Annotated in this window: 23 protein-coding genes; 10 read left to right on the top strand and 13 right to left on the bottom strand. The window is 47.0% G+C overall.

The features are described 5' to 3' along the window. Positions 1–522: 522 nt before the first annotated feature. The 3 genes from A8707_RS10540 to A8707_RS10525 all read right to left on the bottom strand — a co-directional run bounded on the left by A8707_RS10540 (position 523) and on the right by A8707_RS10525 (position 2,431). Positions 523–696 (bottom strand): hypothetical protein, encoded by a 174-nt coding sequence (locus tag A8707_RS10540; protein WP_156518488.1) that lies wholly within the window; start codon positions 694–696, stop codon positions 523–525. Positions 697–1,287: 591 nt separating this feature from the next. Beyond that, on the bottom strand, positions 1,288–1,875 hold the full coding sequence (locus A8707_RS10530) for an APC family permease (protein WP_156518486.1): 588 nt from the start codon (positions 1,873–1,875) through the stop codon (positions 1,288–1,290). A 319-nt stretch (positions 1,876–2,194) separates the two neighbouring features. After that, positions 2,195–2,431, bottom strand: a complete 237-nt coding sequence (locus A8707_RS10525; protein ID WP_068816769.1) for a hypothetical protein — start codon at positions 2,429–2,431, stop codon at positions 2,195–2,197. Between the two features lie 453 nt (positions 2,432–2,884). Between A8707_RS10525 and ppk2 the strand changes: the two genes are divergently transcribed. The 3 genes from ppk2 (at position 2,885) to A8707_RS10515 (ending at position 6,090) form a co-directional block, all read left to right on the top strand. Next, on the top strand, positions 2,885–3,838 hold the full coding sequence (ppk2, locus tag A8707_RS10520; RefSeq protein ID WP_156518484.1) for a polyphosphate kinase 2: 954 nt from the start codon (positions 2,885–2,887) through the stop codon (positions 3,836–3,838). Positions 3,839–3,945: 107 nt separating this feature from the next. Beyond that, the gene (locus tag A8707_RS29645; RefSeq protein ID WP_331711701.1) at positions 3,946–4,446 is read left to right on the top strand and encodes a glutamine synthetase III; all 501 of its coding nucleotides are present in this window, start codon (positions 3,946–3,948) and stop codon (positions 4,444–4,446) included. 24 nt (positions 4,447–4,470) lie between these two features. Continuing rightward, entirely contained in the window at positions 4,471–6,090 is a 1,620-nt protein-coding gene (locus A8707_RS10515; RefSeq protein WP_231948009.1) for a glutamine synthetase III family protein, read from the top strand. Between the two features lie 541 nt (positions 6,091–6,631). Here A8707_RS10515 and A8707_RS10510 read toward each other — a convergent pair. After that, on the bottom strand, positions 6,632–8,185 hold the full coding sequence (locus tag A8707_RS10510; RefSeq protein ID WP_068816768.1) for a mercuric reductase: 1,554 nt from the start codon (positions 8,183–8,185) through the stop codon (positions 6,632–6,634). A gap of 85 nt (positions 8,186–8,270) precedes the next feature. On the opposite strand from A8707_RS10510, the gene A8707_RS29035 reads away from it, so the two are divergent. Continuing rightward, the gene (locus A8707_RS29035; protein ID WP_068816767.1) at positions 8,271–8,510 is read left to right on the top strand and encodes a MerR family DNA-binding transcriptional regulator; all 240 of its coding nucleotides are present in this window, start codon (positions 8,271–8,273) and stop codon (positions 8,508–8,510) included. Positions 8,511–8,743: 233 nt separating this feature from the next. Then, a complete protein-coding gene (locus A8707_RS10500; protein ID WP_082906321.1) occupies positions 8,744–9,730 on the top strand; it encodes an aldo/keto reductase in 987 nt (328 codons plus the stop codon). Here the strand turns inward: A8707_RS10500 and A8707_RS28045 are convergent. Beyond that, positions 9,700–9,852 carry a hypothetical protein gene (locus A8707_RS28045; RefSeq protein WP_156518483.1) on the bottom strand — a complete coding sequence of 51 codons (153 nt, stop codon included), beginning with the start codon at positions 9,850–9,852 and terminating at the stop codon, positions 9,700–9,702. The genes A8707_RS10500 and A8707_RS28045 overlap by 31 nt on opposite strands. A 293-nt stretch (positions 9,853–10,145) precedes the next feature. Here A8707_RS28045 and A8707_RS10495 point away from each other — a divergent pair, with 293 nt between their 5' ends. Next, on the top strand, positions 10,146–10,481 hold the full coding sequence (locus A8707_RS10495) for a hypothetical protein (protein WP_068816765.1): 336 nt from the start codon (positions 10,146–10,148) through the stop codon (positions 10,479–10,481). 325 nt (positions 10,482–10,806) lie between these two features. Here A8707_RS10495 and A8707_RS10485 read toward each other — a convergent pair whose 3' ends face one another. The 6 genes from A8707_RS10485 to A8707_RS30195 form a co-directional block, all read right to left on the bottom strand. Continuing rightward, positions 10,807–11,019: a DUF2283 domain-containing protein gene (locus A8707_RS10485; protein WP_068816763.1), complete on the bottom strand. Its 213-nt coding sequence runs from the start codon at positions 11,017–11,019 to the stop codon at positions 10,807–10,809. Continuing rightward, entirely contained in the window at positions 11,007–11,327 is a 321-nt protein-coding gene (locus A8707_RS10480) for a hypothetical protein (RefSeq protein ID WP_068816762.1), read from the bottom strand. Before A8707_RS10480 ends, A8707_RS10485 begins: the two co-directional genes overlap by 13 nt. After that, on the bottom strand, positions 11,324–11,560 hold the full coding sequence (locus tag A8707_RS10475) for a hypothetical protein (protein WP_068816761.1): 237 nt from the start codon (positions 11,558–11,560) through the stop codon (positions 11,324–11,326). The genes A8707_RS10480 and A8707_RS10475 overlap by 4 nt, the downstream gene beginning before the upstream one ends. A gap of 54 nt (positions 11,561–11,614) precedes the next feature. After that, positions 11,615–15,343: an NB-ARC domain-containing protein gene (locus tag A8707_RS10470; RefSeq protein WP_068816760.1), complete on the bottom strand. Its 3,729-nt coding sequence runs from the start codon at positions 15,341–15,343 to the stop codon at positions 11,615–11,617. Positions 15,344–15,602: 259 nt separating this feature from the next. Beyond that, positions 15,603–16,076, bottom strand: coding sequence for a hypothetical protein (locus tag A8707_RS10465; protein WP_068816759.1), 474 nt, complete (start codon positions 16,074–16,076; stop codon positions 15,603–15,605). A 23-nt stretch (positions 16,077–16,099) separates the two neighbouring features. Continuing rightward, positions 16,100–16,228 (bottom strand): hypothetical protein, encoded by a 129-nt coding sequence (locus tag A8707_RS30195; RefSeq protein WP_269452701.1) that lies wholly within the window; start codon positions 16,226–16,228, stop codon positions 16,100–16,102. Between the two features lie 69 nt (positions 16,229–16,297). Between A8707_RS30195 and A8707_RS10460 the strand changes: the two genes are divergently transcribed. The 4 genes from A8707_RS10460 (at position 16,298) to A8707_RS10445 (ending at position 21,419) form a co-directional block, all read left to right on the top strand. Further along, entirely contained in the window at positions 16,298–16,876 is a 579-nt protein-coding gene (locus A8707_RS10460) for a Uma2 family endonuclease (RefSeq protein ID WP_068816758.1), read from the top strand. Positions 16,877–17,023: 147 nt separating this feature from the next. After that, entirely contained in the window at positions 17,024–19,648 is a 2,625-nt protein-coding gene (clpB, locus tag A8707_RS10455; RefSeq protein WP_068816757.1) for an ATP-dependent chaperone ClpB, read from the top strand. Between the two features lie 242 nt (positions 19,649–19,890). Next, positions 19,891–21,042 carry a tRNA 2-selenouridine(34) synthase MnmH gene (gene mnmH / locus A8707_RS10450; RefSeq protein ID WP_231948008.1) on the top strand — a complete coding sequence of 384 codons (1,152 nt, stop codon included), beginning with the start codon at positions 19,891–19,893 and terminating at the stop codon, positions 21,040–21,042. A gap of 2 nt (positions 21,043–21,044) precedes the next feature. Then, positions 21,045–21,419: a hypothetical protein gene (locus A8707_RS10445; protein WP_068816756.1), complete on the top strand. Its 375-nt coding sequence runs from the start codon at positions 21,045–21,047 to the stop codon at positions 21,417–21,419. Here the strand turns inward: A8707_RS10445 and A8707_RS10440 are convergent. After that, positions 21,376–21,801 (bottom strand): PPC domain-containing DNA-binding protein, encoded by a 426-nt coding sequence (locus A8707_RS10440; RefSeq protein ID WP_068816755.1) that lies wholly within the window; start codon positions 21,799–21,801, stop codon positions 21,376–21,378. The genes A8707_RS10445 and A8707_RS10440 overlap by 44 nt on opposite strands. 18 nt (positions 21,802–21,819) lie before the next feature. Then, on the bottom strand, positions 21,820–22,422 hold the full coding sequence (locus A8707_RS10435; protein WP_068816754.1) for an SRPBCC family protein: 603 nt from the start codon (positions 22,420–22,422) through the stop codon (positions 21,820–21,822). Between the last annotated feature and the right edge of the window lie 138 nt (positions 22,423–22,560).

Raw genomic sequence — 22,560 nt, 5'->3', positions numbered from 1 at the left:
TGTTGGTCGATCAGAAGGCTTATTGTCTGGATAAACTTTCTAGTAGCGCTATGTTTGATAAAACGTTTGTTTTTCTTGAAAATGCTCACAGATGGTCATCTTTCCTCTGGTTTGCGCGATCGCAGTTAGCAAAAATTGTCGTTTCATGGCTCGAAGTTTTGAGCACAATTCGTTCTACTGCCATCTAGATGAGACTGTCTAAAGGGCTAATGAATCTGCTGCCTAACGATTTTTCTGTGAAGTTCACGTTTTTAGTGCAACGATGCTCAATCTAGCTCTTTGAGGGCTGAAAGAAGAAGCCTCATTAGACGCAAATTTGGGACGATTGTTCCGGTCTTTAAACTATTTGAGGGCTTCTAAACTGCGATGCTATCCACGCGAGATAAACCGATATCTGTCACGATCAGATCTGCATCGTCGGGTTATCTTCGACGATCAGCATGCATATTGGGGAAGCCCGATCGAGTTCATCACCCGCACTTTAAAGAGATACCTCCCCTCAAATAATAGTGGTAGTCTAAGTTATCTTCTCTGACTGGAAAGATTGTGCTTGAGTTCTCCAGCGTTGAAAGGATCGATCTCATCTTTGGGCTGACTATTTTGCTGGAGAGCGTCAGCACTCGCCGCAACTCCGTCATCATGTAGGTGGGGAGCCGTTAGACCCAATTGCTGAAGGGTTTCAATCGTGTCATGCATCTCGATCGGGTCAAACACGCGCAAAATGCTGGTCTGAGTGACAATCGCTGTGATCTGATTAGCGATGGGTAAAGATTCTGTCGTGCAAGAGCGATCTGAACTCTAATACGGTTTAGAACCCTTAGGATCGTGGATTAAATAACCCGTAAGACTTGTGAGCGTCTTCTGCCCTCCTCACAAAGTGGGGCAAGCCCTCGCCAACCCTTCTCTCCCAGGAGAAGGGAGTTAGAGTCTTGTTCCCTCTCCTGGGGGAGAGGGCTAGGGTGAGGGTGAGAAGTTGCACCTTAATAAATCTACGTTCCTTCGAAGCACCTGCACGATCGCGCAAAGGATGACTCAAGTCAGAAGGCAAAAACAGAGGCTTATTTTTGAGCAAGCTATCGCCAATCAGATAAGCAAATCCGGCGACAAAGAAAGCGATCAAAATCCCGATCGCAGTCATTGAGTTAATTTTGGCGCTTCCTGCTCCAGCCAGTCTATAGTAAAAGATGCCGCAAACCATAAATAGATTCGCCCCTAGACCTCATATAGGAATGACGATCGTTTGGATGGGATTGCGCTCTTCGTCTAGCAAATGCTTTAACGTTGCGACTAGCATAACCCCGCAGGTAATGCCGTAAAGCATAAACGTGCCAAGGTGCTGGCGATCGTAATCTGCAACAAAAAGCCGTTGCCAAACAATAGAGTGTCACCCAAAATCTTCGCCATGTCACCAATCGGCGCACCTGACGAGAATGCGGCAGCAAATCCAGTAACAGTCTTGCCGTCCACGATCGCAGTATATTGATCGCCAACGAAGAAGTTTGCAGCAAAATACTCAAAAAAGTAGCAGACACAGGCTTGAATGAACAGTGACAGAATCACACCTCTAGGAATATTACGCCGAGGATTGACTGCCTCTCCTGCCATTGCTGTTGCAGATTCAAAACCAACGACTAGAAGAATGGCGATCGTAGCTTGATAAATTAACCCCAGAAAATCGTGAGGAATCACAACGCTAAATGCATTGGTGTGTTTATAAGTAACGTTGGGATGACCCAATCGATACAAAATCATCAACAACCACAAGAACACCAGAGAAGTGATTTGAATAATCTTAATGACAATGTTGACGAGTGTCGATCCCGTCACACCTACCATTGCGATGCCGCCCACTAGCCCAGCAAAAATGAAACAGATTAAAACTTTACTGAACCAATCTGAGGCAAACCCAGGATCAGAGGATGGTTGAAAAGTATGGAAAGTCTCTTCGCTACGATCGCGCTCCGCCCCGGACTGAAAGTCGGGGCTAACGGTGCGAAACTCGTTTCAACGGGTTAAATCCAGACGACATTAGGCTTTCAGTCCCTTTAGTGGACTTCGCACCGTTAGACCGTGATTTTCAATCACGGGCGGGTCATGCCATCAACGACTACTTTTAAAACATCCTCTTAAACAGTTACCCAACGTAAGCGACCAGCGTTCCCATAAAGCTAATCATGATGCCGGGATACACCCATTAGTAGAGGTGCGCTGCCCAACCTGTGACAAACTTTGCCAGACGAGCTAACCGAAAATGCTTATGTTCTTCGTTGACCATAATTGCTGCCTCGGCGTAATAGTAAGAACTACCCGCACCCGCCTCAGGATAAGCTTTGGAGAGTGTGGCATAGCAACTAGCTGTCAGTAGAGCAATGCACGACAATCTGCCGATGTTACGAGTATCATCTTCGACAAAGAAAACTCTCGACTCCATGGCTATCGATACAAAATTTGTTTATTGTTGTAGACAGTTTTGCTGAAGCTGATATCCTCTACAGACCTAGCAAGCGTGTCAATTAGACTTTAAACAGATTTCTGTTACGTCGTTTTGAGAACGTCTTGGACAGGCTTTCTACCTTTTATCTTGCTCTGTAATCTTTGATACAAACGTCTCGATTCGCTGTTCTTAATATAAGTCGGAACGCATAACCTTTAGCAAGATTCAGACTCGATTCAAGTAAGGACTTTGTTGGCTTTACTTGTTATATTTGTCGAAGAGGATTTTGAGTTAGCGATGTCAACCTAATAGGCTGAGTCACAGACTGCTTCACATCGAATGTCGCCACTATAATTGTCAGTGCAGGTTTTCTCAAAGCTCAGGTTCCCCTAACCTTGATTGGTTTGCTGTTGTCTGTCTCATGGTCATTTCAGTCACTGGAGAACAAGTATGGAATCCGACTTTATGAATGGAGAGAACTCTACGATCGCAGAATTCCTCACTCCAGAATCCGCTAATCTGACCACAAAGAAAAAAAAGAAGAAAGGTAAGAAACACAAAAAAACCAAACTCCACTATACTCCGCCACCCATGACTTACCTACTCGCTTCTCAGCAGGAGAGTAAGTCTAAATTCTCTAGTAAAGATTATGAGAAAGAACTCGCCCGACTGCAAGTAGAGCTGGTGAAAATGCAGTATTGGGCAAAACATACGGGCACCCGAATTGTGATCTCGTTTGAAGGTCGTGATGCCGCAGGGAAAGGCGGCACGATTAAGCGGATTACTGAGCCGTTAAATCCACGCGGCTGTCGGGTTGTCGCGTTGGGAACACCGAGCGATCGTGAAAAAACCGAATGGTACTTCCAGCGCTATGTGCCTCATCTACCAGCAGCAGGCGAAATTGTCTGCTTCGATCGCAGTTGGTATAACCGCGCCGGGGTCGAGCATGTGATGGGGTTTTGCACCGACGAACAGTATCAGGAATTTATGCAAACCTGTCCCGAATTTGAGCGAATGCTGGTGCGGTCTGGCATCATTTTGCTGAAGTACTGGTTTTCGGTCAGCGACGAGGAGCAAGAGCGGCGGTTTCAATCTCGCACGATCGATCCTGCCCGTCGTTGGAAACTTAGCCCGATGGATTTGGAGTCGCGCGATCGCTGGGTGGAATATTCCCAAGCCAAGGACACGATGTTTGCTTACACCAACATCCCCGAAGCGCCCTGGTTCACCGTTGAAGCCGACGACAAAAAACGCGCTCGTCTCAACTGCATCCATCACTTTCTCAGCAAGATTCCCTATGTGGATATGACTCCAGAACCGCTAGAACTGCCGCCGCGCAAGTCTGCTCATGACTATGTGCGACCCCCGCGCAACGAGCAGTTCTTTGTTCCACAGGTCTATTGATGGCGAGTAAGAGCAATCGTTCTCATCGCGCCCGTTTTTGATTTCACACTAATTTCATCTCCAAAGGAACGACAACTATGAGTGGTAATGAACTTCGCTTTTAGGCAATTTGTCAAGTCACCGATCGCGAAAAGCTTCCCCCCAAAACGCCCAGCCGTCTGGAGGAACTCTGGGTAACCGACGTATTTACCCTGGGCAAAATGCAGGCTTGCTTACCCAAAGATGTCTTCAAGTCGATCAAGAACACCATTCAGACGGGTGGAAAGCTGGATGTGTCTGTTGCCGGAACCGTTGCCGCAGCGATGAAAGACTGGGCGGTTTCTAAGGGCGCATTGTATTACGCTCACGTTTTCTACCCGATGACCAACATCACCGCCGAAAAGCACGATGGGTTTATCTCTGTGCAAAGTGACGGCTCGGCGATGACCGAATTTGCTGGCAAAGTGCTGGTGCAAGGCGAACCGGATGGTTCATCGTTTCCCAATGGTGGCATTCGCTCTACGTTTGAAGCGCGGGGCTACACTGCTTGGGATGTCACTAGCCCCGCCTATGTGATGGAAACCGATAATGGGGTGACGTTGTGCATTCCCACCATGTTCATTTCTTGAACCGGGGAAGCGCTAGACAAGAAAATGCCCTTGCTGCGATCGAATGCAGCGATGAGCAAAGCGGCAACCCGACTGCTCAAACTGTTGGGACATTCGGATGTGGCGACCGTCAACTCTAGCTGTGGCACAGAGCAAGAATACTTCTTGATCGATGCTCATTTTGCCCACAGCCGCCCGGACATTTTATTGACGGGCAGAACTTTGTTTGGGCGACCTGCTGTCAAAGGGCAACAGTTTGATGATCACTATTTTGGTGCAATTCCAGAGCGCGTCCAGGTCTTCATGCAAGATGTAGAAGAGCGGATGTATCGACTGGGAATTCCAGCAAAAACCCGACATAACGAAGTGGCTCCCGGTCAGTTTGAGCTTGCTCCATTTTTTGAAGCAGCAAACGTGGCGAGTGACCACCAGCAGATGACGATGACCATTCTCAAGAACACTGCTAAGAAACACGGCTTTGTCTGTCTATCACACGAAAAGCCATTTGCAGGCATCAACGGGTCTGGGAAGCACGTCAACTGGTCGGTGGGCAATGCAACTCAAGGCAACCTGCTCGATCCGGGTGATAACCCTCATACCAACCTGCAATTTTTGCTGTTTTGCGGAGCGGTGATTCGCGGAGTTCACAAATATGGACCTTTGCTGAGAGCCGTGGTTGCGACTGCAAGTAACGATCATCGACTCGGTGCCAATGAAGCTCCTCCCGCGATCATTTCAGTCTATCTGGGCAGCCAGCTCGAAGATGTGTTTGAGCAAATCAAGCAGGGAGAGGTCAAAAGCTCTACTCATGCGGGTGTGATGAGTTTGGGTGTGCTAACGTTGCCAGTGTTTCCTAGAGATCCGGGCGATCGCAACCGCACTTCACCTTTTGCCTTCACGGGCAATCGCTTTGAGTTTCGAGCAGTTGGGTCGAACCAATCGGTTTCCGGTCCGCTGGTTGCAATGAACACGATTCTGACCGATTCGCTGACCTGGATGGCAGATGAGTTAGAAGCTGAACTGGCAAAAGGGCTGACGCTAGAAGATGCTGCCTTTGCCGTGCTGAAAGAAGTCATGACGGATCACAGCGCTGTTGTCTTTGGCGGCAATGGCTACTCTGAGGCGTGGCACAAAATGGCAGTTGAGGAACGCGGGTTGTTGAACCTGCCTACCACAGCAGACGCGTTGCCCATTTTGAAAGAGAAGTATATCGAGGAACTGTTTGAAAAAACGGGAGTGCTGTCTGCTTCTGAACTGGAAAGCCGCTTTGATGTGTATGCAGAGCAATATGTTCAGGTGATTGAGATGGAAGCCAAGCTCGTGATCAGTCTGGCGAAAACGGTGATTTATCCTGCCGCATTCCGCTACTTGTCAGAGCTTTCTACCAGTATTAGTAACCTGAAACAGATCGGGATTGCGTTTGAGCAAGAAAGTGCAGAAACGGTTGCTGCGTTGACAAAGCGAATGATGGATGCCGTTAGCAAATTGGACAGCGCAATCGCCAAGCATGATTTCGCTACGATCGAGGAACAGATGCAGTACTGCGCCAAAACGCTGCGTCCAATAATGGATCAGGTTCGCGAATTTGCGGACGCGATCGAAGGTGACGTGGCGGACGATCTGTGGCCCTTGCCCAAGTATCAGGAGATGCTGTTTATCAAATAGTAAATCAAGCTGAATAGCTTGCTAAATAGCGATCGTTTTTTGGAGCGATCGCTATTTGTGCCCTCGATCGAGCGTCAGTTTGGCTTCGGCGATTGTTGCGGTCTTGGGAAATTTGGGGCTAAACCCTTCAGCCAGTTTGAAATCTGTCACAGATTTAGATAGACAAATTCGGTCGGGTGCTGCTATTGTATGGAGGTGTGAGGAGCAAATCGAATCGAAGAGCCTCTGGAGTCGAAACACGGCAAGACGTCCAGAGGCTTTTTGTTTGAGAATTTGTAGTCTTCCAAGTTGTTTTGGCGCTGCTGAATTTGGGGATGAGCAAGAAGCTTGCCCTCTCCCAAATGGAGCTGCTGTGTCTACACAAGTCGGTTGATCGGTCATTGCTAAAATCTTTCGCCCCCTAAATCCCCCAAAATTGGCAGGGCTAATTTGAGGTCGAGAAAGAAAATCTGTACCCTTTATTCAGCAACGCCTCTTTGTCTTTTACGGTTAAATCATTTTCGCTGTAGACAACCCGAAGTTGCGTTTTTTGTTAATCGGTTTATCGTCTCAGCTTGATCCAGATAGAAGCCAGCTTTTTTATAAACGGCGTTAAGCGATCGCGGCTATACTCGTCTGCCGCTTTGCGAATTGCTTCGGCTTGGGTTGGGTAAGGATGAATCGTACTCGCTAGCGCACCGATTCCTAATTTGTGAGTCATTGCTAGTGTGATTTCATTAATCATGTCTCCAGCGTGTCTCGTAACGATCGTCGCTCCGATTATTTTGCTGGTTCCTTTTTGTAGATAAATCTTCGTAAATCCTTCTGTTTCACCATCAATGATCGCTCGATCGACTTTATTCATTGGCACGTAGAGAGTATGGACTTCAATGCCGTTCTGTTGGGCTTCTTTAAGCGACATCCCAACCGTTGCCACTTCTGGATCGGTAAACGTGCAGGACGGCATCACCAGCGAACTCAGCTTTCTTCGTCCCAAGCCGAGAACGGCAAACAGCGCATTTTGAATCAGAATTCGAGCTGCCGCATCTGCCGCGTGAGTATATTTCCACTCCATGCAAATGTCGCCCACCGCATAGATTTTTGGATTCGTCGTTTGCAGATAATCGTTGACGAGCACGCCGCGCCTTTGGTCATAGTCTACGCCGACTGTTTCGAGGTTCAGATTCTCAACATTGGGCGATCGCCCGACTCCGACCAAAATTTCATCGACGGTGACAGAGTGTTCTCTCCCGTCTAATTCGTAGTGAATCACTTTTTCGGCACCCCGACGCTCAACGTGTGTGATTTTAGATTGCAAAATCAACTGAATGCCTTCTTGGTCAAATACTTGTTGGATAATTGCGGCTGCATCGTCATCCGCACGGCTCAAAAGGCGAGAACCATGCTGGAATAATGTGACTTCCGAGCCGAGTCGTCGAAAGGTTTGTGCCAGTTCACAGCCTACATAGCCGCCACCAATTACTCCCAGCCGATCGGGACGTTCGGTTAACTCAAACACGTTTTCATTCGTGAGATATCCCGCTTCGGCGAGACCGTCGATCGTCAACTCCGCCGCACGAGAACCTGTGGCGATCGCTGCCTTGCGAAACTTTAGATTCTTGCCTGCAACGCTCACCGTGTCAGCACTGGTAAATTTCGCTTCGCCAAAAAAGACATCCACGCCATAGTCTTGCTGAAATTTCTTTGCCGAGTCATTGGGGCTAATCTCGGCTCTCACCCGTCGCAATCGCTTCATCACCGCTGCAAAATCGATCTTAATCTCGTCGGATGTGCCAATGCCAAATCGTGCCGCGCTTTGAATGTCAGCGACGACTCGCGCCGATCGAATCATCGCCTTTGAGGGCACACAGCCGACGATCGTGCAGTCGCCTCCCATTAAATGCTTCTCGATCAGAGCCACTTTTGCCCCAAAAATCGCCGCCCCTGCTGCTGTGACCAATCCCGCTGCGCCTGCCCCAATCACTACCAAATCATAGCGAGGAGCCGGATCAGGATTCACCCAATCGGGCGGATGGACGTTGTTGATCAACTCCTGATTGTATTGATCCATTGGGGGAACCATGACTCGATCGACATCAGCAACAAACTGCGACATAGCGAACTCTCATTGAACTCCTCTCATTCTAAAGACATAGCTTACAAATTCCTCTAACTAATGGAGGGGAAAGTGTGAATGAAATATGGTTGACTTAGAGCGCACTCTAACCGCTAAGGGGATGGGCATGAATGCAGAACTCACGATTCAACAGGTTTCTGAACGCACAAGGTTGAGTGTCTACACGCTCCGCTACTGCGAGCGTAACGAACTTTTGGAGCCAATCGATCGGGCTGCAAATCGACATCGACGCTATTCAGTTATCGACATGACTCTAATCGAATTCTTAACAAAATCGAGAATAACCGGGATGTCAATTCGATAAGTACGAAACCACGCAATTTCTCTGCGCCAAAAACCCGAAGTATTTAATGAACGTGGAGAACTTTTGGAATCCCACGAACGTGAAGTTCAACAACGTATTCAAGAACTGACTCAAAGCCTGGAGATGATTCAATAGAAGATTCAAAACTATAAAGAAATTGAACAGCGTCACTCAAAGACTAGAAACCCTCGCAATCAATTTGCAAACAGTTCTCAAAACGGAAATTAACTATCATGAAAACACGAACATTGGGTCGCCAAGGACTTACGGTATCAGAACTCGGACTCGGCTGTATGGGAATGTCAGAATTCTACGGCACCCTTGATGAGAACGAATCGATCGCCACCATTCATCGCGCCCTAGAGCTAGGCGTTAACTTTCTCGACACTGCCGATATGTATGGCATTGGGGCAAACGAGCAACTCGTCGGCAAGGCAATGAAAGGGCAGCGCGATCGCGTCATTCTCGCCACTAAATTTGGCATTCAGCGCGGTGACGATCCTGCCTCTCGCGGCATCAACGGCAAACCTGAATATGTGCGTCAAGCCTGCGATGCGTCACTCAAACGCTTAAACGTTGACTACATCGATTTGTATTATCAGCATCGCGTCGATCCCAACGTCGCGATCGAAGACACGATCGGGGCAATGGCAGAACTCGTCCACAAAGGCAAAGTGCGCTATTTGGGGCTGTCAGAAGCGGCTGCGAACACGATTCGTCGCGCTCATGTCGTCCATCCCATCTCTGCCCTTCAGTCAGAATATTCGCTCTGGACTCGTGAACCCGAAGATGAAATTCTCCCCACAATTCGCGAATTAGGAATCGGGTTTGTGCCCTACAGTCCGATGGGTCGCGGCTTTCTCTCAGGACAGATTACTAGCCCCGATGATTTTGCCGCCGATGATTTTCGTAAAAATCTGCCTAGATTTCAGGGCGAAAACTTTTATAAAAATCTCGAACTGGTCGATCGCGTCAAAGAGATCGCATCTCAAAAAAACGCGACTCCCGGACAGTTGGCGCTGGCGTGGCTTCTAGCTCAGGGCGACGATATTGCTCCCATTCCAGGGACAAAACGCCGCACTTATCTAGAAGAAAATGTCGCAGCCGTGGAGATTAAGTTGACCTCAGAAGACCTCGATCGCTTAGATGCGATCGCGCCTAAAAATGCGACAGCGGGCGATCGCTATCCTCAAGCATCAATGGCGGCTCTCGATCGTTGATTGGTGGCTGTGTGGATTAACATTGCTACTACTTCAAGATTGGGATTGGTGCGCCGCAGTGTGCGAATCGTGCTCAGATCAGGCATTAACGGCATCATCAGATCGATCGAGACACGTTCCATGAGAGGTCACTCCTGATGTCTGAGCGTCCTCGTTAGTGCATTTTGGTGTAGTAGTCTCTGGCGAAAGTTAGACTTTTATGACGCAAAACGCAACTTTCGCAATTTAAAAGTCAAACAGACCCACAATAACTAAGTCGTATTGCAATTCTTGGGATCTGCCCGAAACAAAGTGACTAAAAATGTAACCTTTATCGAATGCAGACTCGATCGAGCCAGAATCTGCGATCGAATACAATCATAGAACGCCCCTTACTCAGGTATCTAACCTCTGTTTTCATTTGAGATTGACGTGAATGGCTAATTCCAGTTCAGAAATTACTCCGCAAATATTGAAAGCGATCGACGTTCTAGAAGGGCTTGAAGACCTGCTCGACTCATCGCCCAGTGATGAAATTGAAGCGATTTTACAAGAGGCGTGGATCAAAGTCACCGACACCTTTCCAGAAGACTTTAAAGACGCGACCGCCGAAGATGCCAGTGCAGAAGGGTTGCGGCGCTATATTCGAGTCAAAGCCTTCTTTTCTAACCCGACCGAACGCTCGATCAGCCGCTTAGATTTAGAGCTTTATTGTCGCAACCATGCCCTCTCAATTGATGAAGACGCGCCCGATTTCTTCTTGCCCGACTGACGATATTGCAGAACCGTGGGTCGATCGCTATCTGCAACTCAAAGCCAAAAACCAGATTTAAGACCCGATCGAACTGTAAAGATCTTCAAGTTTCAGGCTTTGAAGCTCAAGGTTGAAGTTTTGAGGTCAAAGTTTCAGGCTCCGAAGTTGAAGTTCCGAGGTTTGTTCGTGAAGCGTTGCATAGCAAAGGCAGATGTTCAAGCTCTGAAGGCGAAGTTTGGCGATCGCAACCCAACATTCCATGATCAAAGGTCGGAAGTTGGCGATCGCAGGTTGACGGGTGAAAGATGAAGGGCGTTAGCGAAGCTCTCCGAAGGAATCACTATCATGCATTTGCCGTTTCAAAGGAAATTTTGAGATTTGTGGTGGATGGAATGGTGTAGTTGAGTTTTTCAAAGCCGATGACTTGCCCGTTGCGATCTTTCATCAAGATCACTTCATCTCCGGTTTCTTCAGAGGTGTATTCATCCTGGGGATCGCCAAACCAGACGGTTAAGGTATTACCCACTTGATCGTAATAAACTTTCACTTCTGCCATATCGTTTCTCCTTCTTTAACTGCATCAGTGGGATAGGTGGTAATCAAGAAGCCTTCTCCGTTGAGTTGTCTGATAACGGCACAGAGCCATCGTTTTTCTCGCTGAAGTTTGTAAAACAGGTAAACATTTGGATCACTGCGGCTGCGGCGGATTTCATTAGGTTGGGTTAGAGTCGCCTGTACTGCTGATTCCTGCCCGTTCATGATTGGGTGTTTGATCTGGGTGATGATGTTCCAGTAGGCAACGGTGACGCGAATGCTGCAATTAAGCGGAGTTTGGGCAGTGAAGAATAGACGATCGCTGCTCATAAGTCAGCTTTTTGGCGTTTGGGTGTGCTGTAGAGGTAATGATTATGTTCGGCTGACCAATCGGCAGGGGCTTCAACGGTTCCAGTGAGAGATTCCAGCACATCCCATGCATTACCAGTTGTTTGTGTATGTTGCTGTCGCAGAGTCACAACAAACTCTAAAACCTGCTGTTGTATATCATCAGGTAAGTCGCTCATTTCTTCAATGACTTTCGTAATAATTGGGCTACTCATTGATATTTCTCCTATTTCTTGTAATAAATAATGACAATTTTGAAAAGTAAATTTTTATATAGATCGTATAAGTTCATAAATTTTTTGATAATTTGGGCGTTTCCAAGTTGCAATGTAAAGCGCTTCTTTTAATACCGCTATTGATAACCCTTTTTCTATACTCTCAAAGGCTGCTGCCTCTTTTGACAGACTGCACAGAAAGCCAATTAAGCTTTGACAAACTAATTCAGAAAAGGCTTCTTTAATATTCCCCTCAAAAAGCAATTGACTAGTAGACTTCTCTTTCGCTTCTATATCTGAGACGTTAACAGGTACAAAAAGTCGAATTTCAACATCCTGTTTAAACGTTTTTGCGATTTTCTTAGAGACTTTATTAGCTTCCTCTAGATAATTGGCGTTAATTAATGTAAGCTTTAGTTTTTTATACAGCTTTAACTTATCTTCTTTAATCTCAAGTCTTTCCAACATATCCTCTGCATTGTTAAAAGCCTGTCGCGATCTTCTGGCATTACCTGATTGAGTAAGTGATAAAGCAAACTCAATCATTACATCTATTTTGCGCCAAGCATCACCTTGAAATATTTTATATCCGTTAGCTGGATCAATATGAATAGATTCAATGACGCTCTCAGCCTTTGAGAACTCCTTAGCTTCAATCAAAGCTAATGCTATATCGTGTAGCAGCCTAGAATCTAGATGTTTCTCAGCGAACGATGGATTAGCTTTCTCTTGAACTTCGTAAAAAATTCTACTTGCATCTTCGATATTACCTGAGCGAGCAAAAGTGAGGGCTAATCCTACTAATGCTTCTACTTGTTCATCTCTATCAGAGATTGTTCGTGCAGTTTTCTCAGCTTCAGGGAACCCTGCCGCAGCCATTTTTACTGCTAAATCTCTCAAAGCCCAAGATTTATCGTAGTGGTTAATTTTTTGTAGAGCTTCTTTTGCCTCTATAAAGTAACCTGCTTGAGCATAAGCATTTACTAAAGCTTTTAGAGCTTGTGTTTTTTGATATTCTTCGTCAAATGTTTCGGCAAGCAGAAGTGCTTGATTGAAATTACTAACTGCCTTTTCTCTGTAAGGTTCTCCTGCTTGAATTAGTGCCACTGCCAGGTATGCAATTTGAGTTACTTGTAAATACTTATCCTCTGTTCTGTAGATTGATCTCTCTGCTTTCCTAAAAGCATCTTTGATTTCAATCTGACAGCTTGGCATCTTACTAAGTTCCAGCCCTAAATTGCGCCATATTTCTGCTGAATTACTTTCATCTATGACTAGATGAAGAGTTGATTTAGCATCTTCTAAATAGCCCGCTCTAACCATAGATAATCCAATTCTCTCAAGCAGTTGTACTTTGGTTTTATATGAGCCAGACTGCTGGCTATCATCAAGGTTAACTGCAATCTGTTTGGCTTTTTTAAGAGCTTTAAAAGCTTCGCTATTGTTGCCACATTGAGAAAAAGCTATTGCTAATTGTCTAATTGCTTCTACTCGAAGCCAATCGCGAGTAAAAATCTTGCTTTCATCTTTAGCTTGAACATCAGTTGCTCTGCTATCTGGATTTCGTTGTCCCAGGACGTAATATAGCCAATCAGGATTGGGTTTTAATGCGGTTACCTCGGCTTCTGCAAGAGCTAAGTTAGCGTCCTCTTGCCTACCAGAAGCGTACAACCGTACAGCTACTCCCCCCAAAGCCCATGTATCGATAGGTTCATGCCCATTGTTTTGAGTGAGTCGTGCAGTTTGCCAAAGTTCATCAAGCAACGCGGAAGTATCTTTCCCTCGCTTTCGCAGGGCATCATAAATTGCAAGCAGTTTGATATATCTTCGGTTTATATCAAGAGTAAGACGGGCATGGCTTATAGACTCTGCCTCACGTCCCAACCAAGCTAGAATTTCTAAATAATCATTATCGTATTGACTACTCCGCTCATACACTACTTGATGGGCAGCATTTAATCTCACCAGAACTAGAAGTTGACTGGCATCCGATGAGTTATTGAGTTCGTCTATTGCCATCTTTATATCAGCAACGTAGGATGAGTCACCTCTACAGTTGATAAATTTAGCCTCCATCCAGTCCGGTGATCCAACAAGTAAGCGATAAAGTTCTTCTTTACGTTCCGCCTTTATTAAGTGAAAAGTCAGATTTTCAAAAAAATATCCATCATTTAGCCCTGTATACCATCCATTAATACAGTGAGTCGCATAAGCATCTAAGAGTCTGTTGTGAAGTGCAGTCGAATCAGAGTTTTGTTTTCTTACATAATCATACTGAAGATCATGAATTGTTAAATTACCAGCTTCATCCCATCGAGCTAGAGATCGCTCCACCAATGTATCAATGACATCCTGAGTATCATACTCATCCAGTCCTTCTGGTTCCCAAAACGTTCTCAAAGTGGTTTCAGGAATTGCGGTATCTTCTAGGAAAACTGCAAAATCGAGATAGCGTACCTTTACTGCTGGTTCTAGTGCATTTACACTAACCTGAATTGCTTTAAGCAAATCTGGATAGGGATAATCAGGGAACTCGTGTCGAATTTTGTCTAGATCAGCATTTTGGAGCTTATACAGAAGATTATCCCAACGATCAGGTCTAGCCTTCGCGATCGCCCCAATCATAGACAGAGCCAGCGGTAAGTTACCGCATTCCTTCACGATCTCATGCGCCTCGATCGGTAGAGTTTCTTGGCACTGTCCAGAACAAGCTGTCAATAATTCAAGCGCCTCATCATCACTTAAAAGATCCACCCGATGCTCAGACGCATTGAGTGCTTTAACAATGCTGCTATCTCGTGTTGTGAACAGAAGCCCACTCTGTTCACCCAAAATATTGAATGCAGCAACATGATCTGCTTTCCATACATCATCTAAAATTAGCAGGCACGTTTTATCCCCTAACAACTGGCTTAGGTGAATCTTACCCTGCTGCACATCCTGAAATGGAAGGGAAGCATCACCCAAGATGCGCGCCAGATCAAGTTGCCTTAATGCCAAAATTGGTTCTTGACCCAGTGTTATCCAGAATATGCCATCTGGGAAAGCGGCACGTACTTCTGGATCTCGCGCTAGCATTGCAGCCAAAACAGACTTTCCAATGCCGCCCATCCCATACACACCAACCTTTAAAGTACTTCTGGTGATACCTGTAGATTGGATTGAGCTAGAAAGTACCAAGTTTTTGAGCGTATCCAAATCTGTGGAACGCTTTAGAAAATGAAATGGTAGATTTGGTATGTGAGCCTTGCTCTTTGGCTTCTCAACGTTCCATTGAGGCGAGGCACCCAGAATCTCAGATCGCTGCTGAAGACTCAATTCACGAGTGATTTCCCAAAGATAGTCATTACTCCAGCTATCAATCTCAATGTCGGGATATTGTTTCTGTTTTTGTTGCAGCGTTAGCTTGATATCTGAAGATGTTCCTCGCTTAGCGTTGTAGACGAACACCCACTTCTTTAGAATGTCACTCCAATGTTGAACAGCACCCTCAAGATCTTCATCGATCTTCTTTTGAACTTCCGCCTGCTTTAACTTATCTGGTGAGTAGACTTGAAAAATGATACCTTCAGATTCGATCAAACCATCACACTTGCGATCACCAAACCTCCCATATGGACGAACGCGCTCAAATTCTCCGGGTCTAGCCCGTACCATGATCTCTTCAAAGATTTCTTGAAAGTCATCACCATTTCCCCGGAGGCACCGATTCTCAAATTTGAGATAGTGATAGTCGGTGGTCGAGTCATATTCGTCAGGTTTGTTTTTTGAAGATTCGCTCATATAATTTTTGAGCTATTTTCCTGCTTACAAGGGGTATTTTAGCTATTTCAAGCAGCGATCGACCTCTAACTCTCACCTTCCAACCTCTGAACTCAAAACTTCAGCCTTTTTGCCCAAAGCTTTGCCCCTTAAACCCGCCAACCCAGGCTTTTTGCTTCAAAAATAAAGCTCAGAACCCGGAATGCCGAGCAAATTGCTCCAACATCCAAGCTCTGAGCCTCAGCTTTCGACCTTTGAGGTCAAATCACTGAGCTATTGTCTAAGCCGTTGTTCCTTCTGACTGTGCCTTCCGAGACTTACGGGCAAACCGCTTACCCATCTCATCCGCCACCGCATCCAGCCCCGCACCCTTGCCGCTGGCTTTGGCAAAGCTGTAGACCACCAGCGCTGCTGCATAGGCATCACTGCCCACCGCCATCACCGTATCATCCACCAACTCTTGCAACTGCGTCAGCGACAAAGAAACCGGATACAACGCCTGAAACAACTCCACATCCCGCTTCATCTCCTCCAGGTCAAACGACCTCGGCAAGAAATCGGGATTCTGCGTTGCCACCTCCAACGCCTTATTCACAAACGCCTGACTCTTATCGCCCATCTTCGGCAACGACTTGCGCTGCTCTGGGGTCAGATCCATCAAAAACGGTAGCTTCTCTTTGATTGTGGCAACGGCTGCCAACACCGCATCCCGATCGGTCTGGGTCATCGTGGCACTGATTTGATTTGTGGTCATCGTAGATTGCTCTCTGTCTGGGTTTACGGCTCTAGAATGCCCTCAGATAAAGTCACAATCTCAAACTCATTGATATCGATCGCACCAAAGATTTTGGCAGAGGTGAGGGTTGTGACGATTCGAGAAGCTGTGATCGCGCTTGAGTCAATCATTGAGGAGCGATCGCTAGTCTGGCAAGGGATATGCCACAATGCAAACAGGACTAGCTGGCGGTGAATACAATGCCCTCACTACTCGACAAAACGACTGACCAACGCATCGTCCATAGTGGCACTTGGGAACAGTTTAAGTTCATTCAAAAGGGCTTTGATGGATCTCCTGGCGTACGACTGTCCTACTATGAGGGCGCGATCGAGGTGCTTATGCCGGGACGCGAACACGAAATCTTTTCGCGGCTGATTGGTTACTTAGTGACCACCTTCCTGACTGAGAAAGGTATTTTCTTTCAGCCAACAGGAGCAATGACACAGGAAAAAGAAGGGGTAGTTTCGGCTCAAGCAGATGAGTCCTACTGCATTGAGAGCGCCAAGACCATCCCAGATTTATCCATTGAAGTCGTCTTTACAAGCGGTGGCATCAGTAAGCTAGAGCGCTACAAAGCGTTGGGTGTGCCTGAAGTCTGGTTTTGGGAAGATCGGGTGCTGAAGCTTTACCGTCTTCAAGATGACACTTATGAACCGATCGATCGCAGTCAGCTACCTGGACTCAATGACCTCGATCTAGATTTGCTGCGACGTTGTATCTTGATGGCTGAGACTGACACTGGAGCAGCGATTAGAGCTTTTCGCCGAGAAATTTAGAGCGATCGCCTTGAATTCAGGACTAAAACGGGTCGCAATTCGGCAATACGCATCAAAGAGGGGTGAACACCGACCTTTCAGAATCGGCTGACTTCTCTACAATGGCTGTATTAAGATCAACCGATATGAGATGTAGAGGGGGAACCAATGCAGCCAACCAACCCCAATCAATTTACCGAAAAAGCCTGGGAAGCGATCGTTCGTACCCCAGAAATTGCCAAACAATATAACCATCAGCAAATCGAAAGCGAACACCTGATGCGCGCCTTGATTGAGCAAGATGGGTTAGCCACCAGCGTCTTTAACAAGCTCGGCATTAATGTGCAAAAACTGCGCGATCGCACCGATGAGTTTATCAGCCGTCAGCCCAAGATCTCTGGCAGCGGCGGATCGGTTTATCTCGGTCGCAGTTTGGATACGCTGTTCGATCGAGCCGAAAATTACCGTAAACAATTCGGGGACGAATTCATCTCGATCGAGCATATGCTGCTGGGCTATGCAAAAGATGATCGATTTGGCAAAGGGCTATTTGCAGAATTTAAACTCGACGAACCTAAGCTTAAATCAGCGATCGAACAGATACGAGGGAGTCAAAAGGTGACGGATCAAAACCCAGAAGGCAAGTACGAATCACTCGAAAAATATGGACGAGATCTGACAGAATACGCTCGTCAAGGCAAGTTAGATCCTGTAATCGGGCGCGATGATGAGATTCGCCGCACGATTCAAATTCTCTCGCGTCGGACGAAGAATAATCCGGTTCTGATTGGTGAACCTGGCGTGGGTAAAACGGCGATCGCGGAAGGACTAGCACAGCGGATTCTCAGTGGAGACGTGCCGCAGTCGTTGAAAGATCGCAAACTGATCGCGCTAGATATGGGCGCTCTGATTGCAGGTGCCAAATATCGCGGCGAATTTGAGGAACGGCTGAAAGCGGTTCTCAAAGAAGTGACTGACTCTAAAGGTCAAATCGTTCTGTTTATTGACGAAATTCATACCGTTGTGGGTGCAGGGGCGACTCAAGGCGCAATGGATGCCGGAAACCTGCTCAAGCCAATGTTGGCGCGGGGCGAACTGCGCTGCATTGGGGCAACTACGCTGGATGAATATCGCAAGTACATTGAAAAAGATGCCGCATTAGAGCGTCGATTTCAACAGGTCTTTGTCGATCAGCCCAGTGTTGAAGATACCGTTTCGATTTTGCGCGGGTTAAAAGAGCGCTACGAAGTTCACCACAAGGTGACAATTTCTGATAGCGCCCTGGTTGCCGCCGCGACTCTTTCAGCGAGATATATCAGCGATCGCTTCCTCCCCGACAAAGCGATCGACCTGGTAGACGAAGCCGCTGCCAAGCTGAATATTGGGATCACCTCAAAACCAGAAAAACTCGATGAGGTCGATCGCAAGATTCTGCAATTGGAAATGGAGCGGTTGTCTCTACAAAAAGAAACCGATCCGGCATCGCGCGACCGCTCCGATCGCTTAGAGCGAGAACTGGCGGATTTGAAAGAGGAGCAAAGCCTTCTCAATGCCCAATGGCAAGCGGAAAAAAAGGTAATTGCTCAGTTTAGTGAGCTAAAAGAAGAGATCGATCAAGTCAATCTCGAAGTCCAGCAGGCAGAACGCGATTATGATCTCAGCAAAGCGGCTGAATTGAAGTATGGCACCCTGACCGATCTCAACCGCCGACTTCAAGAAGCAGAAGCCAACCTGGCTCAAAATCAAAAGAGTGGTACGTCTCTGCTGCGTAAAGAAGTCACCGAGGCTGACATTGCCGAAATCATCTCGAAGTGGACGGGCATTCCGCTCAGTAAACTGGTGCAGTCGGAAATGCAAAAGCTGCTGCATCTAGAAGATGAGTTGCACAACCGCGTGGTGGGTCAAGACGAGGCGGTGACGGCAGTGGCAGATGCCATTCAGCGATCGCGTGCTGGATTGGCTGACCCCAATCGACCGACCGCAAGCTTCATCTTCTTAGGTCCCACAGGTGTCGGCAAAACCGAACTCGCAAAAGCCCTTGCCGTCTATCTTTTCGACACCGAAGAATCGATGGTGCGAATCGATATGTCTGAGTATATGGAGAAGCACGCAGTCTCTCGTCTAATCGGTGCGCCTCCGGGATATGTCGGCTATGAAGAAGGCGGACAGTTGACTGAAGCGGTTCGTCGTCGTCCGTTCTCGGTGATTTTGTTTGACGAAATCGAGAAAGCGCATCCTGATGTGTTTAACGTCATGCTGCAAATTTTGGACGATGGGCGCGTTACTGACTCGCAGGGTCGCACGGTGGACTTTAAAAACTCCATCATCATCATGACCAGCAATATCGGGTCGCAATATATCTTGGATCTGGCGGGTGATGACACTCAATATGAAGAAATGCGATCGCGCGTCATGGATGCGATGCGATCGAGCTTCCGTCCTGAGTTTCTCAACCGCATTGATGAAATCATCATCTTCCACAGTCTCAACAAGGCTGAGTTGCGTGAGATTGTCAAACTGCAAGTGCAGCGACTTGAGAAGCGGTTGTCCGATCGTAAGATGTCGCTCAAGTTGTCTGACTCGGCGCTAGATTTCTTAGCTGAGGTGGGCTTTGACCCTGTGTTTGGGGCGCGTCCGCTCAAGCGTGCGATTCAGCGTGAGTTAGAGACTCAAATCGCTAAGTTGATTCTGCGAGGTGAGTTTAACGAAGGTGACACGATCTTTGTTGACGTGGGCGAAACGGAGCGATTGGAGTTTCGACGCTTGCCGTCTGAAGTGTTGACCACTCATTAATATAAAGTTGAGGGTAGGCAAGTCCTGCCCTCTTTTTGTTGACCCATCATTCCAATTCCATAAACCCGATCGTGCATTAACCCAACGCCGTAGAGACGTTTCGGTGAAATGTCTCATTGATTATGCAATGACGCAAAGATAATCCGTCACATTTTCCGAACCAGATCGTGCATTAACCCGATAGCGTGGAGACGTTTCACCGAAACGTCTCTACAGCGATTTCGTGGTGACGCAAAAATGATTTGTCACATCCAAAATTAAATGGCTATCATCATCCATCAATTTGCGCTACAACCGATTTAGGATTGATTCATCAGCTAATTGTCTTCATGCCGCAAATCCTGTCACCCGACGAATTTTTCAACGCTCCTGGCATTATTTTGGATGTTCGCAGTCCGGCTGAATATGCTCATGGACATATTCCTGGAGCCGTCAGCTTTCCGCTGTTTAGCGACGACGAACGCGCTCAAGTCGGGACTTGCTATAAGCAACAGGGCAAAGATCTCGCGATCGAGCTTGGCTTGACGATCGTCGGGTCAAAACTCACCCAATTTGTCCAAACGGCTAAAAAACTGTCTCCCGATCATCCGATTCGACTTCACTGTTGGCGCGGCGGAATGCGAAGCAGCAGTATGGCGTGGCTGCTCGAAACGGCAGGAATGCAGGTCTCTCTGCTAGAAGGTGGCCATAAAGCATTTCGGCAGTGGGTGCGGTCTACTCTCGCGACACCCCAAGCGATCGTGACTTTGGGCGGCATGACGGGCACCGGAAAAACGATTCTGCTCAACGCGTTGGCAGAGCGAGGAGAGCAGATTCTCGACTTAGAACATTTAGCCAATCATCGCGGCAGCAGCTATGGCAGTTTGGGGCTACCGCCGCAGCCCAGCAATGAGCATTATGAAAATCTGCTTGCGGTGCAGTGGGTGAGCCTCGATCGCGATCGCCCCGTGTGGATCGAAGCCGAAAGCAGTCGCGTCGGATTGTGTCGTGTCCCCGATGAGATTTTTTTACGAATGGTTGAGTCGCCTGTCGTGCAAATTGAGCGATCGCGCTCAGAACGAATTGCGATTTTGCTAGAAGTCTACGGGTCGGCTGATCCTGAAGAACTGATTGCCGCCACGCAGCGAATTAGTAAAAAGCTGGGCGGACAAAATACTCAAGCCGCGATCGCTCACATTCGAGAAGGAAACTTAGCCCCCGCGATCGAGACCGTTTTAGATTATTACGACAAGTCTTATTTGTATGATTTGATGAAACGAGAGGTAGCGATTTATCCAATTGATGTGTCTGGACTTTCTGATAGTGAAAGTGTCGATCGACTGATCGATAAATCTAGAGAGATTCTTTCAGAAAAGCAGGTATCAGCACAAGAGTTAGTAATAAACAGGAAGTAATTATGCAGCTATCTATTAACCACGATCGCTTACGAATTGATCTCAATGCTTGGGAACGAATCCTTGCATTTTTCTTTAATCAAACGCTTGAAATTCCCTTAAATCACATTCACCAAGCCACCGTTGAAAAACCCGAAACCGATTGGAAAGAGGTTCGATTACCCGGTACATTTCTTCCAGGTGTGATCAAGGCGGGCACTTACTATACAAGTCGAGGACGGGAGTTTTGGGTCGTCAATCGTGACGGAGACTGTTTGACACTTGAGCTAGAAAATGAATTCTATAAAAAGATTGTGCTGACGATCGAGCAAAGTCAAGTCTGGCGCGATCGCATTAATCAACAGCGAGATCTGATTCACCAATCGGATTTGATTTAATCTCCAATTCTAGAAATCCAGTTCGTTCATCAGGCGTTCTTAGAAACACTAAATCTTCACTTTCTCCGATGACAATCTCGGCAGTCGTGTAAATAAGATTGCCGTCATTGAGATGTCCACCAATCACCTTTCCGGTTGAATCAGCTACCAAAATATGCAAATGAATTCCATTGATTGAAAGCGTCCCGTTGAGGGAGAGAATCTCAGATCTTTCTTGCAAAATTTCACTATTTGGCTGATCAGCAAATCGAATCGCAGCCTGTTTAAGACTTCCGATCGCCGACAACACAAACCCCGCCTGAATATTATTTAAAAGAGCAAACTCCTTCAAACTTTGGCGCAAATCTTGATCGGGTTTCAGTCGCAGAGCAAAGACTTTCATAGACGCGATCGCTCTTCATCACTTGCCACAAATAACTCGCCGCATCTGCTCAAGATTGATTGGCAAATCAAACTGAATGGCTTGCTCAATCAACATCCCCGGAATCGGAATGATTGGAGTCGCCTGCACCGAATAGGTCAAAATTGTGCCACCTTCGCACGCCTGTAGCTGCAAGTCAGCGCTAAAATCATGAAAACTTCCTGACTCAAGATAAAACTGAATCCGCTGATGTTGAGTTTCTAAGACTTTGAGGTGAATCTCAACCTGCGCTGTCAGAAACAAAAAGGCTTTGCTGGCTTTTTGATGGATGCGTTTGACCTGCCGCTTCAGCACCGTTGCACTAGAGCCACTGATCCCGTTATGCACCACTTCGCTGCGCGTGATGTCAGGAAAAAACAGCGTCCAGCGAGGATAATCGGTCAACTGCTGCCAGACTTGAGCCGGAGAGACGGGCAGATACATCTGGGCAGTGACTGCCCCTCCCCAAGCATTGTAGGAGCGAGTTTTGAGCAGAATTTCACCGTTCATCAGAGACGTGCGCTGAACATCACGAATCTCTGGAATGACAGACGAAGGTTCTGTAGATTTTTGAAGCGAATTGGACTTGCTTGATGAAGTCATCTTAATTCAGCACTCCTCAACAAAGGTCAGCATGGCATTTCGGCTATGCAGAGCAGATTACGCTTGTAACGAGTCGTCGATCGCGCTCCTACCAAGGTCAAGTTATCAATATAATTGACACCTTGCCATAAAAATCAG

The organism is Phormidesmis priestleyi BC1401 (genome assembly GCF_001650195.1).
GTDB lineage: Bacteria > Cyanobacteriota > Cyanobacteriia > Leptolyngbyales > Leptolyngbyaceae > Phormidesmis_A > Phormidesmis_A priestleyi_B.
The sequence above is the reverse complement of the archived record's forward strand: the minus strand, read 5'-3'. Positions and strand labels throughout refer to the sequence as shown.

What these genes read in the sequence shown, in the direction of transcription:
- A8707_RS10540 (WP_156518488.1), bottom strand. Translation starts at nt 696, where the DNA reads ATGCATGACACGATTGAAACCCTTCAGCAATTGGGTCTAACGGCTCCC.
- A8707_RS10465 (WP_068816759.1), bottom strand. Translation starts at nt 16,076, where the DNA reads ATGACCACAAATCAAATCAGTGCCACGATGACCCAGACCGATCGGGAT.
- clpB (WP_068816757.1), top strand. Translation starts at nt 17,024, where the DNA reads ATGCAGCCAACCAACCCCAATCAATTTACCGAAAAAGCCTGGGAAGCG.
- ppk2 (WP_156518484.1), top strand. Translation starts at nt 2,885, where the DNA reads ATGGAATCCGACTTTATGAATGGAGAGAACTCTACGATCGCAGAATTC.
- A8707_RS29035 (WP_068816767.1), top strand. Translation starts at nt 8,271, where the DNA reads ATGGTTGACTTAGAGCGCACTCTAACCGCTAAGGGGATGGGCATGAAT.
- A8707_RS10495 (WP_068816765.1), top strand. Translation starts at nt 10,146, where the DNA reads ATGGCTAATTCCAGTTCAGAAATTACTCCGCAAATATTGAAAGCGATC.
- A8707_RS10440 (WP_068816755.1), bottom strand. Translation starts at nt 21,801, where the DNA reads ATGAAAGTCTTTGCTCTGCGACTGAAACCCGATCAAGATTTGCGCCAA.
- A8707_RS10485 (WP_068816763.1), bottom strand. Translation starts at nt 11,019, where the DNA reads ATGGCAGAAGTGAAAGTTTATTACGATCAAGTGGGTAATACCTTAACC.
- A8707_RS10480 (WP_068816762.1), bottom strand. Translation starts at nt 11,327, where the DNA reads ATGAGCAGCGATCGTCTATTCTTCACTGCCCAAACTCCGCTTAATTGC.
- A8707_RS10525 (WP_068816769.1), bottom strand. Translation starts at nt 2,431, where the DNA reads ATGGAGTCGAGAGTTTTCTTTGTCGAAGATGATACTCGTAACATCGGC.
- A8707_RS10445 (WP_068816756.1), top strand. Translation starts at nt 21,045, where the DNA reads ATGCAGCTATCTATTAACCACGATCGCTTACGAATTGATCTCAATGCT.
- A8707_RS10435 (WP_068816754.1), bottom strand. Translation starts at nt 22,422, where the DNA reads ATGACTTCATCAAGCAAGTCCAATTCGCTTCAAAAATCTACAGAACCT.
- A8707_RS30195 (WP_269452701.1), bottom strand. Translation starts at nt 16,228, where the DNA reads ATGATTGACTCAAGCGCGATCACAGCTTCTCGAATCGTCACAACCCTC.
- A8707_RS28045 (WP_156518483.1), bottom strand. Translation starts at nt 9,852, where the DNA reads ATGGAACGTGTCTCGATCGATCTGATGATGCCGTTAATGCCTGATCTG.
- A8707_RS10475 (WP_068816761.1), bottom strand. Translation starts at nt 11,560, where the DNA reads ATGAGTAGCCCAATTATTACGAAAGTCATTGAAGAAATGAGCGACTTA.
- A8707_RS10500 (WP_082906321.1), top strand. Translation starts at nt 8,744, where the DNA reads ATGAAAACACGAACATTGGGTCGCCAAGGACTTACGGTATCAGAACTC.
- A8707_RS10460 (WP_068816758.1), top strand. Translation starts at nt 16,298, where the DNA reads ATGCCCTCACTACTCGACAAAACGACTGACCAACGCATCGTCCATAGT.
- A8707_RS10515 (WP_231948009.1), top strand. Translation starts at nt 4,471, where the DNA reads ATGCCCTTGCTGCGATCGAATGCAGCGATGAGCAAAGCGGCAACCCGA.
- A8707_RS10470 (WP_068816760.1), bottom strand. Translation starts at nt 15,343, where the DNA reads ATGAGCGAATCTTCAAAAAACAAACCTGACGAATATGACTCGACCACC.
- A8707_RS10510 (WP_068816768.1), bottom strand. Translation starts at nt 8,185, where the DNA reads ATGTCGCAGTTTGTTGCTGATGTCGATCGAGTCATGGTTCCCCCAATG.